Source organism: Luteimonas qiangzhengi (assembly GCF_039548515.1).
In the GTDB taxonomy this organism is placed as follows: domain Bacteria; phylum Pseudomonadota; class Gammaproteobacteria; order Xanthomonadales; family Xanthomonadaceae; genus Luteimonas.
Genome location: NZ_JBCLVE010000006.1, coordinates 218,862 through 236,332, shown reverse-complemented (window position 1 = coordinate 236,332; position 17,471 = coordinate 218,862). Strand labels below are relative to the sequence as shown.

Annotated in this window: 14 protein-coding genes; 1 reads left to right on the top strand and 13 read right to left on the bottom strand. The window is 62.8% G+C overall.

All coding sequences use genetic code 11. The features are described from left to right. Positions 1-2: 2 nt before the first annotated feature. The 11 genes from WCE59_RS06410 to WCE59_RS06360 form a co-directional block, all read right to left on the bottom strand. Entirely contained in the window at positions 3-2,375 is a 2,373-nt protein-coding gene (locus WCE59_RS06410) for an acyltransferase family protein (protein ID WP_343257890.1), read from the bottom strand. Positions 2,376-2,453: 78 nt separating this feature from the next. Continuing rightward, positions 2,454-3,932, bottom strand: coding sequence for a hypothetical protein (locus tag WCE59_RS06405; protein ID WP_343257889.1), 1,479 nt, complete (start codon positions 3,930-3,932; stop codon positions 2,454-2,456). After that, positions 3,925-6,102 carry a glycosyltransferase gene (locus WCE59_RS06400; protein WP_343257888.1) on the bottom strand — a complete coding sequence of 726 codons (2,178 nt, stop codon included), beginning with the start codon at positions 6,100-6,102 and terminating at the stop codon, positions 3,925-3,927. The genes WCE59_RS06405 and WCE59_RS06400 overlap by 8 nt, the downstream gene beginning before the upstream one ends. A gap of 14 nt (positions 6,103-6,116) precedes the next feature. Next, positions 6,117-8,243, bottom strand: coding sequence for a glycosyltransferase family A protein (locus WCE59_RS06395; protein WP_343257887.1), 2,127 nt, complete (start codon positions 8,241-8,243; stop codon positions 6,117-6,119). A gap of 36 nt (positions 8,244-8,279) precedes the next feature. Further along, positions 8,280-9,089: an ABC transporter ATP-binding protein gene (locus tag WCE59_RS06390; RefSeq protein WP_343257886.1), complete on the bottom strand. Its 810-nt coding sequence runs from the start codon at positions 9,087-9,089 to the stop codon at positions 8,280-8,282. A 16-nt stretch (positions 9,090-9,105) separates the two neighbouring features. Next, entirely contained in the window at positions 9,106-9,894 is a 789-nt protein-coding gene (locus WCE59_RS06385) for an ABC transporter permease (protein ID WP_343257885.1), read from the bottom strand. A gap of 1 nt (position 9,895) precedes the next feature. Beyond that, positions 9,896-11,080, bottom strand: a complete 1,185-nt coding sequence (locus WCE59_RS06380) for a cystathionine gamma-synthase (RefSeq protein WP_343257884.1) — start codon at positions 11,078-11,080, stop codon at positions 9,896-9,898. A 180-nt stretch (positions 11,081-11,260) separates the two neighbouring features. Next, entirely contained in the window at positions 11,261-12,646 is a 1,386-nt protein-coding gene (locus WCE59_RS06375) for a pyridoxal-phosphate dependent enzyme (protein WP_343257883.1), read from the bottom strand. Positions 12,647-12,776: 130 nt separating this feature from the next. After that, the gene (locus WCE59_RS06370; protein ID WP_343257882.1) at positions 12,777-12,989 is read right to left on the bottom strand and encodes a YdcH family protein; all 213 of its coding nucleotides are present in this window, start codon (positions 12,987-12,989) and stop codon (positions 12,777-12,779) included. Between the two features lie 410 nt (positions 12,990-13,399). Then, positions 13,400-13,993: a hypothetical protein gene (locus WCE59_RS06365; RefSeq protein WP_343257881.1), complete on the bottom strand. Its 594-nt coding sequence runs from the start codon at positions 13,991-13,993 to the stop codon at positions 13,400-13,402. After that, positions 13,990-14,370, bottom strand: coding sequence for a DUF4398 domain-containing protein (locus WCE59_RS06360; protein ID WP_343257880.1), 381 nt, complete (start codon positions 14,368-14,370; stop codon positions 13,990-13,992). Before WCE59_RS06360 ends, WCE59_RS06365 begins: the two co-directional genes overlap by 4 nt. Before the next feature lie 92 nt (positions 14,371-14,462). On the opposite strand from WCE59_RS06360, the gene WCE59_RS06355 reads away from it, so the two are divergent. Continuing rightward, complete coding sequence (locus WCE59_RS06355; protein WP_343257879.1) at positions 14,463-15,581, top strand: PilT/PilU family type 4a pilus ATPase; 1,119 nt, start codon at positions 14,463-14,465, stop codon at positions 15,579-15,581. 175 nt (positions 15,582-15,756) lie between these two features. Here the strand turns inward: WCE59_RS06355 and maiA are convergent, their stop codons facing one another. Together maiA and WCE59_RS06345 are read right to left on the bottom strand one after the other, a co-directional pair. After that, positions 15,757-16,416 carry a maleylacetoacetate isomerase gene (maiA, locus tag WCE59_RS06350; protein ID WP_343257878.1) on the bottom strand — a complete coding sequence of 220 codons (660 nt, stop codon included), beginning with the start codon at positions 16,414-16,416 and terminating at the stop codon, positions 15,757-15,759. Between the two features lie 4 nt (positions 16,417-16,420). Further along, on the bottom strand, positions 16,421-17,413 hold the full coding sequence (locus WCE59_RS06345; protein WP_343257877.1) for a fumarylacetoacetate hydrolase family protein: 993 nt from the start codon (positions 17,411-17,413) through the stop codon (positions 16,421-16,423). Between the last annotated feature and the right edge of the window lie 58 nt (positions 17,414-17,471).

Genomic DNA, 17,471 nt, shown 5'->3' with positions numbered 1-17,471 from the left:
CGTCATTTCCGGGCCTCAGTAAACAGATCACCGGGGGGCGACCAGTATACCGAGCAGCTCCTGGGGCCTCGACTTCCCCCTGCGAGAAGCACCCCATCGATCACAGTGCCAATGAGCTCGACGGACTTGACGCCCCCACTTCCTTCGCGATAGCTGCCAGAAATACGCACCACCTCTCCCTTCACTTCGCCGTCCCAGGTCTCGAAGCCATTTTCTTTCGTTTCCACGTCTCCCCGTCGGAGCCTGATCTGGCCGTCGCTGTACTGCAACCGGTATGACCTTGCGAACGGACTTGACTTATTGTCGAACCCTCCGCAGCGGAGTATCGCACCTGCATTGTCGGGTTGATCTAGGTGGGTGACGGTGTTATTCCAAGGCATCTCATTGATCGGAACCAAGTTTGGCAGCAGCTCTGCAATGCGCGCTTGGAGATAAGGAGCCAAGGCTCGTGAGTACGTTGCCGTAAGGTGATGTCGATCCCTGAACACGACGAGATTCCCCACCACGGCGCCGCAGGTCGGGGGTCGACATATCGCGTCCGTCATGTCGACCACGTAAAGATTGTCCAGCTTTTGCTGTGCGAGTGCGAAGGCATTGACCCGCATAGCGATATCCCAGGACACCTCACATTCGCCGACTCGATGGGGCAGGCAATCCGCCGGAGCCTTTTCCAACCTTGGCGTCGGACTGATGGCGATGACCGGCACACCCAGCTGAATGATTTTTTCAAGCCTTGAGGCTATTTGCTCTTGCGCTTTACTGTTGTCGCTCTGACCTACACTTTCCCCAACAACGACGAGGTCGGGTGTATTTTCGCGCAAGTACGCAGCCACGTTCTCATGCCAGCTTCTGCAGGCTTGCGGGTCATTGTTCTGAAACCCGCACGCAGACTTGGTGATCGAGACCACACGCCAGTCGTTCCTGCGTCCGAGCAGGTCAATCGCCGGCAGCCAGTTGACTGAGTGGGAGCTGCCCACCACTGCTACCGTGAACTTCCCGTCTTCCCTGCCCAAGACGCATGTGGAAACTTCTGCAGAACGCAGGTTCTGGTGGCATCCCGAGTCGTACACCACGGACCGGTCACGCAGGAGGTGGGCAGGTGCCGGTAGCAACGGCACATCAGCGGGAACCTTTGCACCGTCCACCAGCGCCGCAGGACCCGGATAGTCATTTGTGACAGCGTCTCTGCTGGCGGCTTCCGGGCGCGCGGTCGATACCACCCCTGCGTAAAGCAGCAAGCTGCAACCAGCCACGACCGCCGCACCAGCGAACCCGGAGGCCAGCGGCCCCATGCTCAGGGTGACGCTCCGGTGGCGAAACCTTTCTTCGATGTAGCGGTAGGAGAGATGCGAGACAAAGAAGGTGATCAGGATGATTCCCAAACCACTCGCCACAGTGACATCACCCTTCCATGCGATATAGAAGACGATGATCGGCCAGTGCCAGAGGTACAGGGAGTAGGAGATGTCTCCGACATACCTCAGGGGCGGCGCATCCAATCCTTTGAAGTGACCCACACTGAAAGCGCCAGCGATAAGAATCAGGCCGGTCCCGGCCACTGGCAGCAAGGCCAGCCATCCGGGGAACGCGACGCCTCCATAGGTGAAGCCGGCCACCAGTACGAGCGCGAGGCCAACTGCGAAAAGCGTCGCCCGGACGCTGTGGCTCAACTTGAGATCGGGCAGCCAGGTTGCGATGAGCCCCCCAAGCGCGATTTCCCAGAAACGGGTGTGGCTGAAAAAATACGCCTGCGGAGGTGACTCTGCGGTTATTACGATCGAGGAGATAAATGAGGCCGAGAAAACCGTAACCAATACCCACCCGACTACAGTCCGTACTGGCAGCTTCAGCCGGGTCAATATCCAGCCCACTACAACCATGACTATCGGCCAGAGGATGTAGAACTGCTCTTCAATTGAGAGCGACCAATAATGCAGCACCGGGCTCGGAGCGTTCTCGGCGGCCAGGTAGTCGACCGAGCTCCAGGAGAGATACCAGTTCTGCACATAGAGCGCGCTGGACACCACTTGAAACAACGTGTCTTCCCAACGCGCCTGTGGAAGCCAGAGGATCGTTGCAACCAGTACCGCACCCAGCACTGCCAAGGCCGCTGGCATCAGCCTTTTGGCGCGCCGGCGGTAGAAGTTGAGCAGGGAAACCTTCCCCTCACGCTCAAGCTCCTTTACCAGTGACCCGACTATCAGGTACCCCGATATGACAAAGAATACGTCGACGCCGATATATCCACCCGGCAAAGCGCTCGGCCAGACGTGATATATGAGAACCAGCAGGACCGCGACGGCCCGGAGGCCCTGGATGTCCCCTCTGATGGAATGGCGCTGCCACATTGTCGTCACGGGTGCTTCGGAACTCACTCTTGGAACTCCTGGAGATCAGATGCCGCGAAAGCCGCGGCCCCGGGCCCCGTTCTGTGGGCTGTCAGGGGCTGGATTTCAAGCTGCGTAGGGCACATCGTCGAGGTGCGGAGCCATACGGGAAATGGCCAGATGGAACAGCGCCCTTCGGTCCACTTCGCCGGGCAGTCCCAGGAACGTGGCATAGAGCGCCCTGCTGTTGTATCCAGGCATGCTTCGGAACACCATGTCCGCCTCTGTAAGGGCACTGGCACCCCATACGCCCATCCGGTGCTCCCAATAGATCATCTCGTCCGCCCGGTAACCCGTGCCCTGGATTTCCGACCACTCCGCAGTCCGGGCAAAACGTTCGAATGCGTCAATGGTCATCCTGGAATTGGGTTGGACGCCATAGAGGTGCGCAAGGGCTGGGGCGTCGAAGTCCTCGATGTGCCGGTAGAACCCCCGCATCACCTCGCCCCCGAATCCCCGCACAAACAGGTGGTCAGCAGCGTCAAGATCGATACAGTGCTCAAGCCAGCCAGCATTCGCTCCTCGGACTTCGCCAGTATTCCGCCGGAAGGCTTTTGCAAAGGAACTCGATGCATTGTCCAGCGGGGCAGGTGCGGCTGCTTTGACGATATGCAAGTCAAGGCCTGTGCATTCTGCCAAAGCGCGGGCCGTACGGCTGTCTGGCGAATCGACCGACTGGCCGTCACGACTGCGCACGATAGTGAACATCTTTGGCCCGAGATCACCCAGTGCCGCGAGAACTCCACGGCTGTCCGTCCCACCGGTCAACCCCATCACCGGTCTAAGCCCATTCTGGAGGAAGTACTCCTTCAAGCCCTCCAAGTGCACGATTAATGCTTCAAGAGCCGTATCCGGCGTCGTGACCACGCGGGCAGCTCGCGGCCAGTACCGCTGGACACTCATCCTGTCCGGCAGCAATTTGCAGTTGGGCGTGAGCTGGAGAATTCCTTCGAACGGGGAATCCAGGCCAGGCAGATACTTCACATCGCGCTTGAGATACGCGCGTGAGGTAATGAAGGGGAGTACCCAATCGCGCAGCCGCGCCCGCGTAACTTCCGCTGCCAAGGAAGAATGCGACGCCACCACGTTGGTCCCGTAAAAAACACTGCGAGCGCCTAGAGCGTCGTGATAGATCTCGAGGCGGGTTCCATCCAGATGGATGAGGAGGAAACGTCCAGCCAGGCCGTCCAGCTTGTGTTCCAGGTCACCCTTCAGGATCCATTCAGCCACCTCCCGAAAGACATGGCCTGAGGGATGGAATGCATCCCCCACGATCCACACTTCCCGACCTCCGTCGCGTGCCCGGTTGACCGGTACGCGGGGATCAACCCAGAGCTGCCAATCTGCGATATTCCAACGTGGCCAATCCGACAATGTTTCCAGCGACTTTCCTGTCCGGGAGAGCAGGAAGCCTCGCGCATACACTCCATCCCGGGCCGTAGCGGAAGCGGCCACGTTGGCACCTGATGGCAAAGCACGCGTGTCTTCCCCCGCGTCGAAAGCCCCTCGGATCATGCGCTTGATACTGGCGACGACCTCACGCATGGATTATCGCCTCCACGTCGGGGGCTCCCCCAACAGCAACCGTTCGCTGTCGAGAGACTTCCATGTCGCTGTTCCACGTATGAAAGCCTTCCTTAGCGCTTCGAAACAGTGCGAAGTTGAAGAAGTCGAACGCCACGAAGTCGATCCCCGCCGCGTCCGCACGTCGGAGCAGGTCGGTGTCAGAGCCACGGCGGCGGATGTCAGAGAATGGGACCTCCCGCAGGACCTCGCGCTTGCCGATCAATGTCCCTCCTGCGATGTGAATGCGCTCGCCGCGGTTGGCGCGACGGTATTGCAAGGCGCGCTCACTTCCGTAACGAGGATCCCAGCGGATTTCCTGATCGCCGTCGGAGTAGATGAATGCAGCCGGCTTCCCCCCCAACGGAAAGTCCGTGGCTCGTCTGTAGAGCATGATGTCGGACAGGTAGTTCGGCCCATAAATATCGTCATCGTCCAGTTTGGCCCAGTATTCCGCTTCTGACTGGGCAGCAGCGAAATTCAGGCAGTCCCCCAGGCTCAGCTGCTTGCCCAACTGGAAAATGGAAATCGGCTCACCAGGTCGTACTAGCGCCCGCGCTTCAGCGAGAGAAAAGTCCGGGCCGTGCAGCACCACAACGAGCTCCTTGTGCGGGTACCTGTCCGCTCTGAATCTCTCCAAACAGCTGGCCAACAACTCGGGCCGCATCGTGATCAGCAGGCAGGCCACCGTGGCTGGCCGCCGACCGAAATGAACTCCCATACTTACGTCAGATGAGATCCGGTTCAGCCGGTCAGCCAGACAGTGGTTCGTGAACAGTTCGCGGAACGCCAGATGCCGCATCCGAGCCCTCCCCAAGGGGTCAACCAGCAGGGCGTCAAGCTGACGGGCCAAATCATCGGGGCCACCACGCAGGGGCAGGCCGGCCCATCCATCCGCGTCTCCAGCGCTGTCAGCGACGATGGTCCCGCAGGCGATCGACCGCTGGATCATCTGTTCCCGCCGCCAGTCGGGAACCAGGGGCGAGCGCCGGTAGATTTCGGCCCCGACCATCCGGGCCAAAGCTGCCTTTCCAACAGGAGTCAGACACCCCGCCGCGTTTCGTTTGAAGTCCGGACTATCGTTGAGTCTGACTCCACCAAACTCCCACTCGCTCTCGGCAATCAGCAGGCGTGTCTCCTTGAAGTGCCGGATCAGTGGATCCTCAGCTGCTCCTTCCAGTAGATCGAGCCAGCCATCGAAAAGCACTCGTTGGTCGAATTCAGGAGCCGACAGCTGTTCCCAAGAGCGAAGCGGATTGTGGATTGCAGGCTGGATAGCCGGAGCAAGGACATCGACTTGGCGCCCTGCCCGATCTCCGAGCTGCCGCGCGGTCTCGATATCCACCGCATACACCGCGTCCACGCACTGAGCCAGCCAGCCAAAGTGTTCCAACTCTCCAGGCGCGCCACGGAACCACAGGACGGTCGGAACACCACGATCGCGCGCGTAGGCAAGCATTGCCTCGACGCTCTCCCGGCCCTTGCCCTGCTCGGCCATGCAGCCTCGCCATTCACGGTTGCCGACATGCCAGACCGGCTCCAGCAACAGCATGGAAAAATTTGACGCGGCTAGCTGCGAACGCCATCCGGACTCCGACATGGCGGTGACGGCGGCCTCGAACGCAAGCTCGGCGCCCAGCTCAGGCGTACCCAGGAAAGCAATGCGGGGTGGAGAAGTCTGTTGCCCGAAATAAGTCGAAACGGAATCAGATATGCCGACTTGCCCCGGCTGCAGGAGCTCATCAGGAAGCAACCCCTGCATGCTCAGATCGAGCTGGAGGATTTCACAGGCCTCGTTGCTGCGCTCCGCCTGGAACGGCGCTTTTGCAAGCATCGTCTCCGGCATTGTCGCCGGGATAAGCGAGTCGCCCAGTTCCAAGGCTTGAGTCACAGCTTCGGCAGGTATCGAGCCCGCGCTGAGCAGGGCGTCCACCGATGGCGGCGCGCCCATGAGAGTGCGAAGGCTCCGAAGCGGTGCGGTGATCTTCCAGGATGTACTGGAAAGGAGCTGACGCTTGACCTCTTCCGCAAGTTCTGCCTGTTCCAAGGCATTGGCCAGCTTCCGCTCAGCTCTCCTCAACCTGACCTGCAAAAACTCGGCTGTCTCCTCGTCTTGGGCATCCGCTTCGGTGCCTCGCACGTTGCCTTGCATGTTTTTCCACTCGCTCAAATGAAGACCAGCCTGTCCAATACTTCCCGGCCGCCTAACAGCACAGTCCCCTGCCTCAACTCATCATCCGCTACTTTCCAAGTGTGGAAACCTTCTTCTCCGCTGCGGTAGCGTGCGAAGTTGAAGGGATCCGTCGCCAAAACGCTGTGTCCCTCGGCGAGGCAACGTTCAATAAACTCGGAATCTGACCCCCCCCTGCGTGTGCTGGAAAAGCGCATTGACTCCAGCACCTCTCGGGTTCCGGCCAGCGTGCCACCGGCGACGAGGGCAGCGGATGCTTCCTCGGGATCATGCAGGAGGTTGGCGTACGAAGCCCACTGCGGATCCCAGCGCACTTCATCAGCGCCGGCCAGGTGTACGAAGGCGGGAGGCTTGCCCATCAGGGGTGTAGGTACCGCACGTCGGTACAACATGACGTCCCGGGTGTATTCCGGTCCGTAATGATCGTCGTCGTCGAGCTTCATCCAGAAGGGGGCGTCGGTGTGGGCAATAGCCATGTTGAGACAATCACCCAGGCTACGCTCGGCGCCGGCCTGGAGAACTTTCACCGGCTCGCCTTCGCGAACCAGGCTGCGCGCCGCGGCCATGTCCACCCCGTCTCCATGGAGCACCACCACGAGTTCCCGGTCTGGATACTGATCGGCCCGGAAACGCTCCAGACACCGTTCCAGCAGCTCCGGGCGCATGGTGACCAGAAGGTGGGCAACGCGCAGTCCTTCTGGAACGCGGGCATCGACACCGAGGTCGCGGGCAATTACCGCCAGCCGATCCGCCAGGCAGTGGTGAGCCAGAACCTCACGGAACGCCAAGTGCGCTGCACGGGCACCCTCGGGGCTGGCAGAACTGGACGCCTCCAGGCGCCCGAGCAACGTCTTCGGGCACACATCCTGTGCCCAGCGGTTGGGCCCACCTGCGCCCCTCCCCCGTAACACCGACGCCCCGCTCGCCACGGCCCGCAGCATGTCGTCGGCCTGGCGCCAAGGCCGCGACGCCGGGGCTGGAAGAAACAGCTCGGCGCTTCCGCTTCGCAACAGCGCGGATTTTTCCAGAGTCGTCAGCGAGCCAAGCGTCAGCGGTGCGTACGGCGCATTGTCCTGCAGCCGGACCCAGGAGTAATCGCCCCGGGTATCCACCACCCGCAAGCGATCACAGAGCTCAGCCAGCAGCGGATCAGTGCCCAGATCGGAGGACAGGGCCCACCAGCCGTCGAACAGGGCCGTACCGGCCAATGCTGCCTGACAGTCTCTCAACCCATAACTGCGGACCGGATTGTAGAGCGCCGGCTGCACGGCTACGGGCAGCAGGCCGAGCGCCCGACCTGGGTGGTCTCGCTCCAGCCGCGCCAGTCCAGGCCCATCCACCGCATATACGCGATCGACGCGCGGCACCAGCCACTGCATCCGATCAAGTTCGCTCGCATCTTCCCTCGCCCAGAGAACCACGGGAATCGCATGACTCCGGCAATACTCCAGAAGCGGCTGCAGGCGGCTCTGGGAGGTGGGGCTTGCACCAAAACCGGCACCCCACTGTCCTTCCGGCTCCCATGCCCCGTCGATCAGAACGAAGTCCACTCTGGCACGCAGTTGCTCTTTCCACCAGTCAGCGTGAAGCGCCAACACCGAGGCGTCGAACGAAAGCTCCTGTCGCAATTCCCGGCAGGCGACCGTCGCCAGCCGCAACGGGGATGCCACGTCACCGTGGTGATGGGCCCGCAGCGGGTCGTCCGGGTCCTGCAAACCGCCATCGACGACATCCACCGGAACCAGCGGCTGCAGTACATCGTCTAGCTTCAGTGGGCGATGACTGTCATTGAGCCGCTCGGGTGCATCGTGCTTCACCAGCCGCCAAGGAAACGCCTTGATGGCGGGAGGCAACTGGTCGCCCCAGGCAGGGACAGCAGTAGCTGGCACTCCCGATCCGTTGGAGCGGGAAAGCCATCCCCGCAGCCATCGCAAGGGCGCAGTCAGCTTGAAGGAATGGCTGCCACGAAGCACCGCGAGCTCATCTTCCCGCAGCTGCAGCGCCTGCTCGGTTTCGCGCAGCTGTCTGCGCAGCCGACGCAACTCCGCGACCTTGTCGCGTTCAGGATTCCGGGGAGCGTGGGGAGGGGGTAAGTCCGTCATCTGCAGGGGGCCATATCCTGTTGGCTTGCAGTCCGTTCAGGCCGTTGGGACGGAAACGTCGCCGGCCGCGTTTTCAGACTCCAAGGCTTTACGCCGCTTGGATTCATCAACCAGGTTCTTGTAGAACTTGATTGACTCTGCCACCGGCCCCGAGAACTCCAGCTTGCCCTGATGCAGAACGATGCCCCGGTTACACAGCCTACGGGCCAGTTCCATGTTGTGACTGGCCACCACGACGATCTTGCTCCCGGTGACCCGGTCCACGAGCCGCTCACGGGCTTTCTTGACAAACCCGAAATCCCCGGCGCCGAACCACTCGTCCAGCAACATGATGTCGTGCTGGACGATGGTGGAAATCGCGAACCCCAACCGCATCCTCTGACCTGCGGACAGGGTGAGCAACCTGCGGTTCTGGATGTCCCCGAGCTCGGCGAAAGCGAGCACCTCGCCGACCATGCCCTTGATCAGCGAAGCATCAATGCCCATCGCTGTCGCTCTCAAAAAGATGTTCTCGTGCACGGTGGCTTCCTGGTTGAAGCCCAAACTCAGGTTCAGCAATGCCTGACGTGTTCCGGACACCTCGATATGCCCGCTGGTCGGCTGGAAGGCCCCCGTCATTACCCGCAGCAATGTGGTCTTGCCGGCGCCGTTGCGGCCAAGCATCACCACCCGGTCACCCTCTTCCAGATCGAAACTCACCCCATCCAAAAGTCGCGCAAACCGGCGCTTGGGAACCGCAGTGGCGGCGCTGACCAGAGTGCCCAGCCAGTTCCTGGCATCCCGTTGCGGCTGCTCGAAATAGGGGACGTCGAGCACGACGTTGCGTACGCGGATATAAGCCGCCATCAGAAAAGACCTCCCATCAGATCCACAGTGGTACGAACCTGGCATAGCGCCGGTAAACGAGCGCCGTGAGCCCCCATCCAAGCACTGTCATGATCAGGACGAACCAGAGGCTCTCCGACGGTATCGGCTGTCCCAGGAGTGGATTGCGCACCACGGTGATCAAGTGATAGGCGGGGTTGAGGTGCACGGCCCACCAGCCGAAGGTACCGGGCGAAAAACGGTCTCCGACCCACAGGATCGGGGTCAGGAGCATGCCGAACCGCATTAACGTGGTCACCATTTCTGCCGAATCGACGTGCCGCGCACCGATCATCGACATGCAGCTGGAAAGCCAGAACGAATTGAGCATGACCAGCGGGAAGGTGAGCAGGATCGTGAACAAGCTGACCAAGGAGGTCATAGGCGACCATGCCATGGTGACGATTATTACCACGAAGCTACATACGAAGATGAAAAACGCCTTCGCAATTGATCGCAACACGTAATCTGTCATCCGCACCCGTCCATCCATGATGAACGACTTGTGCGTCCTCAAGATGGACCCCGACTCGGACAGACACTGGGTCATGAAGCGGAACAGCAGGTAACCGATGGCCAGATAAGGAAGATAGAACTCGGGATCGTGGCCCATAACGATCGAGTACACCTGCCCGATGGCGGCGACAAAAACCGCGGTCGGGATGACAATCCAGAGCAGCCCTAAACGGGTACGACGATACCGGGTAATGATGTCCAGCCAGCTGGAAAACATCCAGAATTCCGGCCGTCGCAGACTCTCCTTCAGATCGGTGAAGAAGCTCGACATATCAGGGGCTACCAAGCGCTTTGGACAGGTCCGTCTGCAAGTCGGCCAGCGACTCCACTCCAACACTGAGCCGAACGAGCTCGTCTCCGAGTCCCAGCTGCTTGCGCCGCTCTGGCGGCACGCTGGCATGCGTCATCACCGCCGGATGGTTCACCAGGCTCTCTACTCCGCCCAGCGATTCGGCCAGTGTGAACAGCTCCGTGCGCTCACAGAAGCGCTTCGCGGCTTCATAGCCGCCCTTCAGCCGCACCGACACGATGCCGCCAAAACCATCCATCTGCCGCTTCGCCAGTTCATGCTGCGGATGTGAAGCCAGGCCCGGATAGATCACCTCCTGGACCGCGTCGTGACCCTGCAGGAACTCGGCAATCGCCTGCGCGTTCTCGCAGTGCGCCTTCATCCGTAGATGCAGAGTTTTGAGTCCCCGCAATGCCAGGAAGCTGTCGAACGGCCCCTGTACCGCACCCACCGAGTTCTGCAGGAAGGCGACCTGTTCGGCCAGCTCATCATTTTCCCCGACCACCACCATTCCACCGACCATGTCGGAGTGTCCGTTGAGGTACTTGGTGGCCGAGTGGACCACCATGTCGGCACCCTGCTCCAGCGGACGCTGCAGGATGGGGGAGCTGAAAGTGTTGTCGACCACCACGATCAGTCCGCGCTTGCGGGCGATATCCGAGATCTTCTGGATATCGACCAGCTTGAGCAGCGGGTTGGTGGGGGTTTCAATCCACACCATGCGGGTGTTGGACTTGATGGCGGCTTCAAACGCGGCCGGGTCGGTCAGGTCCACCCAGCTGAAGTCGAGTCCGGCACTGCGGCGACGCACGCGCTCGAACAGGCGGTAACTGCCGCCGTAAACGTCGTCCATGGCGATGACATGGCTGCCGGTGTCCAGCAGATCAAGCAAGGTGGCAGTGGCCGCCAGGCCCGAAGCAAAGGCGAAGCCCCGCGTGCCGCGCTCCAATGACGCCACGCCGCGCTCGTAGGCAAAGCGGGTGGGGTTGTGGGTGCGCGAGTATTCGAAGCCCTGATGTTCTCCCGGGCTCGACTGGGCATAGGTGGACGTGGCGTAGATCGGTGTCATCACCGCGCCGGTGCTGGGGTCCAGCTGCTGCCCGCCATGGATGGCCGTAGTCCCGAGCGCCCACTGCGCCGGACCGGCTTTGTTGCGCTCGTCGGTCATGAAAGAGCCTGCTTGAAAAGTGGACCGGCCATTCTAGCACTGGGGCCTGGGGCGCTTGAATGGATGCTGTGGCTGTTCATTCATGCATCGGGGCAGGCGGTGGGGTGAGGCGGTGCTCGGCTGCGCTGCGCCCGTGATGCCACGCGGCTTCGCGCGCGTTGCGCGCTCCTAGAAAGACGCCTACGGGACGCGGCGGCGGAGGTAGTTCAGCAGATCGATGCGGGTGATCAGGCCGAGGAATTTTTCGCCCTCGCCTTCCGTGATGATGGCCACCTGCCCGCGATCAAACACCGGCAGCAGCGCCTCCACCGGCGATTTCACGTCCAGCATGTCCAGCTTGCTGGTCATGGCGGTTGAAACCGGGTCGTTGAAGCGCTGCTCCTCGCCGTAGACGTGCAGCAGCACGTCGGATTCATCCAGGATGCCGACGATTCGGTCGCCGTCCATCACCGGCAGCTGGGAGATTTCGTACAGCTTCATGCGTTGGTAGGCCATCACCAGCTTGTCGGTGGGCGCCAGCACCACGGTGTCCTTCTGGCTGTAGGGGCGCAGGATCAGGTCGCGCAGGTCGCCGTACTGCTCGCGCTCGAAGAAGCCGTTGTCGAGCATCCAGTAGTCGTTGTAGAGCTTGCTCAGGTATTTGTTGCCGGTATCGGGCACGAACACCAGGATCTTCTTCGGCTCGGTCTGTTCGCGGCACCAGCGCAGGGCCGCGGCCAGCAGGGTGCCGGTGGATGAACCACCGAGGATGCCCTCCTTGGCCAGCAGTTCGCGGGCGGTGAGGAAGCTCTCCTTGTCGGGGATCGAATACGCTTTCGCCACGCGCGAGAAATCCGCGATCACCGGCGGGGCGGAGCTTTCACCGATGCCTTCCACCTGCCAGCCGCCGGCCGGGCCGTGGGTGGTGCCGCGCATGGCGAATTCGGCCAGGATCGAGCCTTCCGGGTCGGCCAGGATCAGCTCCACATCGGGCGCGTGTTCGGCGAAGCAGCGCGACAGGCCGGTCACCGTGCCTGAACTGCCGGACCCCACCACCACGGCGTCCACGCCGCCCACTTCCGTCATCTGGCGCAGGATCTCCGGGCCGGTGCCCTGCTCGTGGGCGTCGGGGTTGTCGCGACTGCCGAACTGGTTGACGAAGTAGCCGCCCGGCGTCTCGCGCGCAATGCGCGCAGCCATGTCCTGGTAGTGCTCGGGGTGGCCCTTGGGCACGTCGGAGCGGGTCAGCACCACTTCGGCGCCCATCGCCTTGAGGTTGAAGATCTTCTCCCGGCTCATCTTGTCCGGAATCACCAGGATCAGCTTGTAGCCCTTCTGCTGGGCTACCAGCGCCAGACCAATGCCGGTGTTGCCGGCGGTGCCTTCCACCAGGGTGGCGCCGGGTTTGATGTCGCCGCGCTGCTCGGCCGCTTCGATCATGTACAGGCCGATGCGGTCCTTGATCGATCCACCGGGGTTCTGGCTCTCCAGCTTGAGGTAGAGCTCGCACGGGCCGGTGTCGAGGTGCTGGGCCTTGATGACCGGGGTGTCGGCGATGAGATCGAGGACGGAACTGTGGATGGGCATGGGCGGCCTGGTGCGATGGCGTGGAAGTAACGCCGGATTATCGCACCCTGCGGACGACGGCGACGACGAGGAGAGGCCGCCGTCGCCCGCAAAGACACGGAAAGACGCGCCAAGGCGCGTCGAGTGGGCTTTACAGGGTGTCGTACATGCGGATCAGCCGATCCTTGGCCGCAAGTTTTTCGCGCTTCATCTGGGTCAGGCTGATGTCATCGATCGGCAGTACGCCCAACTCGGCGTCCATCACCTTTTTGTCCAGTTCCTTGTGGTGGTGATAGAGGCGGCGGAACTCGGGGTTGGCCTTGATGATTTCCTCAAACTGCAGCTCGGTATGCCCTTCGAACATGAAAGCCTCCTGTGGGTCCGGAAAAGCAAAACGCCCCGGCCTGGTCAGGCACGGGGCGCTTGGGGGAGTGGAACAGTGAAACAGGTTTAACGAATGGAACAGGTTCAACGATAAAACGGGGGCCAGCGATGAATTCGGTGTATTCCACTCCTGCCGGCGCAGCCCGCCGGAACCGTTGTCCGGGAACGCGCTGACTGGAGCTGGAGGTGGGAATCATCGTCATGGCCCTCTGGCAGCCGGCGCAACAATTCTGAAATCTGCCGGGTGCAGTTCGACCCTACTCCTCCCTGCGGGGGTGGGCAAGCCACCCGGGCATTGCCTGGGGCGTCGGTTGCGGCGCTGCGGCCGGAGCTACGTTCCGCCGCCCGCATTCACGCGGCTTCGCGCGTATGACGCGCTCCTACATTGGTTCAGTCTTCTTCGAGGCTGCGGAGGAGCTCGGCTTCACGGCGCTCCAGTTCGGCCTGGCGGGCGCGGGCGGCGCGCAGGCGGGCGGCCTGGTCGCTGGCGACGCCTTCCAGCACGCCTTCCACTTCCTGGCGGGCGCCGTGCTCGGCTTCTGCGGTCAGGCGCAGGCGCTCGGCTTCTTCGGCCTGGATCTGGGCCTGCACGCGCAGGCGCTCGGCCTCGGCACGGGCGCGCGCGGCTTCCTGACGGCTGGCCTCCACCATCAGATCTCCGCGCTGGCGGTCCAGCTGGTCGATCTCACGCCGGATCAGCTCGGTACGGACGGCAATCTCGGCCGTCTCCACCCGCCATTCGGCAACGCGCAGGGCGGCTTCGCGCTGGTTGGCGCGGGCAGTGCCCAGCGCTTCCAGCGCCTGACGGGCCTGGAGACGCTCGTAGTTGGCGAAATTGCTGCGCTGCGGATCGGCTTCGATGGCGCGCATGCGCTGGGACAGGCGATCCACATCCGGGTTGCCGCTGTCCTGGGCCTGGACGGACACGCTGGCGGCCGCGAGGGCCATGCCAAGAAGGACTGTAAAAAAGACCGGCTTGCTCATTGTTCCATCCCCAGTTGTTCACGCAGGCGCGAGATCTGCGCGCGGCGCTGGGCCAGTTCGGTGTTGGCCACGGCTTCGCGGCTGCGGGCGCGGGCCAGGTCGGCGATGGCCGACGCGGCGACGGCGGCGGTACGGGCATCGCGCGCGTTGCCGGCGCTCATTGCCGACTGCGCCTGGGAAAGAAGGGCCTGCGCCTGCTCGAGATCAGCGCTGGCGTACTGGTCGGCATCGGCGTCCACGGCGCGGGCCACTGCCTGCTGGGCCGCGGACAGTTCCGCGGTCGGCGGAGGCGTGCTGGCGCAGGCCGTGAGCACCAGCACGAAACCCAACACCAGGGCCTGCAGGGGCGATCTGAAGTGTGCAATGCTAGCTGGCATTCGTGGTCGCACCATCAAGGGGGATGGCGACCATTGTCGGCAGCAGGGCTCCGGATCGCAACGACCGGGGGCCGTCACCAAGGGGTTTGTTCATGGACATCGGCTATTTCCTGAAGCTGATGACGGAAAAAAACGCGTCGGATATGTTTCTGACTACCGGCGCGCCCGTCCACATCAAGGTGGAAGGAAAACTGTATCCGCTGGGCAGCACTGACCTGCCGGCGGGCATGGTGAAGAAGATCGCATATTCGCTGATGGACGAGGACCAGGTGCCGGAGTTCGAGCAGAACCTGGAACTCAACATGGCCCTGTCGCTTACGGATGCCGGGCGCTTCCGCGTCAACGTGTTCAAGCAGCGCGGCGAAGTGGGCATGGTGATCCGCGCGATCCGCAGCACCATTCCGTCGATCGAGGAGCTGCAGCTGCCGCAGGTGCTGAAGGACATCATCATGGCCCCGCGCGGGCTGGTGCTGATCGTGGGCTCCACCGGGTCGGGCAAGTCGACCACGCTGGCGTCGATGATCGACCACCGCAACTGCACCACCACCGGCCACATCCTCACCATCGAGGATCCGATCGAATATCTGCACCGGCACAAGAAGTCGATCGTGAACCAGCGCGAGGTCGGCCTGGATACGCACAGCTTCCACAGCGCGCTGAAGAACGCGATGCGCGAGGCGCCGGACGTGATCCTGATCGGCGAGATCCTGGACGCCGAAACCATGGAAGCGGCGATTGCTTTCGCCGAGACCGGTCACATCTGCCTGGCCACGCTGCACTCCAACAACGCCGACCAGACGATCGAGCGGATCCTCAACTTCTTCCCGGAAAGCGCGCACCGCAACGTGCTGATGAACCTGTCGCTGAACCTGAAAGCCGTGGTCAGCCAGCGTCTGGTGAAGGGCAAGGACGAGCGCCGGATGCCGGCCACCGAGGTGTTGATCAACACCCCGATGATCCGCGACCTGCTGCGCCGCGGGCATGTGCACGAGCTCAAGCAGGCGATGGAGGAATCGCTGGAAGAAGGCATGGAGAGCTTCGACCAGTGCCTGTTCCGGCTGTACAAGGAAGGTCGGATCGAGCAGGAGGAAGCGCTGAAAGCGGCCGACTCGCGCGACGGCCTGGCGCTCAAGTTCCGGCTGTCGGAAGGTGGCTCCGGCGAGCACGATCCCTACGCCGACGTCTTCGCTACTGAAGAAGGCAGCGGCTGATGTAGGAGCGCGCCATGCGCGCGAAGCCGCGTGACACATCGCCACGCGGCGGGGCTTCGGCCAGATTGCCGGTTCCGAAGACGCGGGGAATATCCGGTTCGGGGCGAACACAGGAATCCATGATTCGCCGGGCGTCGGGGGCGTAGCCCCGACCTACGAGGGACAGAGCCCCGGTTTACGACGGGGCGTCGGGCTGGTTCTCGGGGCGCGCGGCGTCGAAGGCGGGGAGCGCCAGGCAGGCGGCCCCGATCCGACGGATGGTGGGATAAGGCGCCATATCCACGCCGAAGCGGCGGGCGTTGTACACCTGTGGCACCAGGCAGCAATCGGCCAGGCCCGGGGTGGCTCCCTCACAGAAATCGCCGGTGCCGGGGTGGTCCACCACCAGCGCCTCGAACGCACCGAAGCCCTCCTCCATCCAGTGCCGCATCCACGTGTCGCGCTCGGACTGCGGCACGTTCCACTCGTGCTCGAAGAAGCGCATCACCCGCAGGTTGTTGAGCGGGTGAATATCACTGGCTACCAGCTGGGCCAGGGCCCGCACCCGCTGGCGCTCGCGGGCGTCCCGGGGCAGCAGCGCGGGCTCGGGCCACAGCTCGTCCAGGTATTCCAGGATCGCCAGCGACTGCCGCAGCATGCGGTCGCCGTGCTTGAGCATCGGCACCAGCTTCTGCGGGTTCGCCGCGGCGTATTCGTCGCCGTGCTGCTCACCGCCGTTGCGCACCAGGTGCACGGGCACCGTGTCGTATTCCAGCCCCTTGAGGTTGAGACCGATCCGCACGCGGTAGGCGGCGCTGGAGCGCCAGTAGGAATAAAGCGTGAGTCGGTCCGACATGTCTTCAGCCCTCCGGCGTGTACCGCTCGATGCGCTGTTCGATCGCGCCGAAAATCGACTTGCCTGCGGCATCCAGCATCTCAATCCGCACCGTGTCGCCGAACGACATGAACGGCGTCTGCGGCTTGCCGTGCTCCAGCGCTTCGACCGTACGCTTTTCAGCGAAGCACGAGGCGCCCTTGCTGGTGTCCTCGTTGGCGATGGTGCCCGAGCCGACGATGGTGCCGGCCGACAGCGGACGGGTCCTGGCCGCATGCGCCACCAGCTGGGAGAAATCGAACTGCATGTCCACGCCAGCCTCCGGGGCGCCGAACCATTCGCCGTTGACGTGGGTGAGCAGCGGCAGGTGCAGCTTGTTGCCCCGCCATGCATCACCCAGCTCGTCCGGGGTGACGAACACCGGGCTGAGGGCCGAACGCGGCTTGGACTGCAGGAAGCCGAAGCCCTTGGCCAGCTCGCCCGGGATCAGGTTGCGCAAGGACACGTCGTTGACCAGGCCGATCAGCTGGATATGGCCGGCGGCCTGCTCCGGCGTGGCGGCCATGGGCACGTCATCGGTGATGACCACGATCTCGGCCTCCAGATCGATGCCGAATTCTTCGCTGGGCACCGGCACCGGGTCACGCGGACCCAGAAAGCCTGCGCTGGTGGCCTGGTACATCAGCGGATCGGTGTAGAAGCTCTCCGGCACCTCGGCGCCGCGGGCGCGGCGCACGCGCGCCACGTGCGGCAGGTAGGCACTGCCATCGAGGAATTCATACGCGCGCGGCAGCGGCGAGGCCAGCGCCTGCATGTCCAGATCAAATGCGCCTTCGACGCTGCCTGCTTCCAGCGCCTGGAACAAGGCATTAAGCCGCGGTGCGGCGTTCGACCAGTCTTCCAGCGCCTGTTGCAGGGTGGAGGCAATGCCATCGGCACGCACGCCGCGGGTGAGGTCACGCGAGACAACGATCAGGGTGCCGTCGCGGCCGCCTTCCTTCAGTGAACCGAGCTTCATCTGAACTCCATGGACATCGATGCAAACCCCCATTGTACGTAGGACTGCACCGACTACG

Coding starts and splice junctions, on each gene's coding strand:
- WCE59_RS06400 (WP_343257888.1), bottom strand. CDS start 6,102: ATGCAAGGCAACGTGCGAGGCACCGAAGCGGATGCCCAAGACGAGGAG.
- WCE59_RS06370 (WP_343257882.1), bottom strand. CDS start 12,989: ATGTTCGAAGGGCATACCGAGCTGCAGTTTGAGGAAATCATCAAGGCC.
- WCE59_RS06375 (WP_343257883.1), bottom strand. CDS start 12,646: ATGCCCATCCACAGTTCCGTCCTCGATCTCATCGCCGACACCCCGGTC.
- WCE59_RS06355 (WP_343257879.1), top strand. CDS start 14,463: ATGGACATCGGCTATTTCCTGAAGCTGATGACGGAAAAAAACGCGTCG.
- WCE59_RS06345 (WP_343257877.1), bottom strand. CDS start 17,413: ATGAAGCTCGGTTCACTGAAGGAAGGCGGCCGCGACGGCACCCTGATC.
- WCE59_RS06385 (WP_343257885.1), bottom strand. CDS start 9,894: ATGTCGAGCTTCTTCACCGATCTGAAGGAGAGTCTGCGACGGCCGGAA.
- WCE59_RS06390 (WP_343257886.1), bottom strand. CDS start 9,089: ATGGCGGCTTATATCCGCGTACGCAACGTCGTGCTCGACGTCCCCTAT.
- WCE59_RS06405 (WP_343257889.1), bottom strand. CDS start 3,932: ATGCGTGAGGTCGTCGCCAGTATCAAGCGCATGATCCGAGGGGCTTTC.
- WCE59_RS06380 (WP_343257884.1), bottom strand. CDS start 11,080: ATGACCGACGAGCGCAACAAAGCCGGTCCGGCGCAGTGGGCGCTCGGG.
- WCE59_RS06395 (WP_343257887.1), bottom strand. CDS start 8,243: ATGACGGACTTACCCCCTCCCCACGCTCCCCGGAATCCTGAACGCGAC.
- WCE59_RS06365 (WP_343257881.1), bottom strand. CDS start 13,993: ATGAGCAAGCCGGTCTTTTTTACAGTCCTTCTTGGCATGGCCCTCGCG.
- maiA (WP_343257878.1), bottom strand. CDS start 16,416: ATGTCGGACCGACTCACGCTTTATTCCTACTGGCGCTCCAGCGCCGCC.
- WCE59_RS06360 (WP_343257880.1), bottom strand. CDS start 14,370: ATGCCAGCTAGCATTGCACACTTCAGATCGCCCCTGCAGGCCCTGGTG.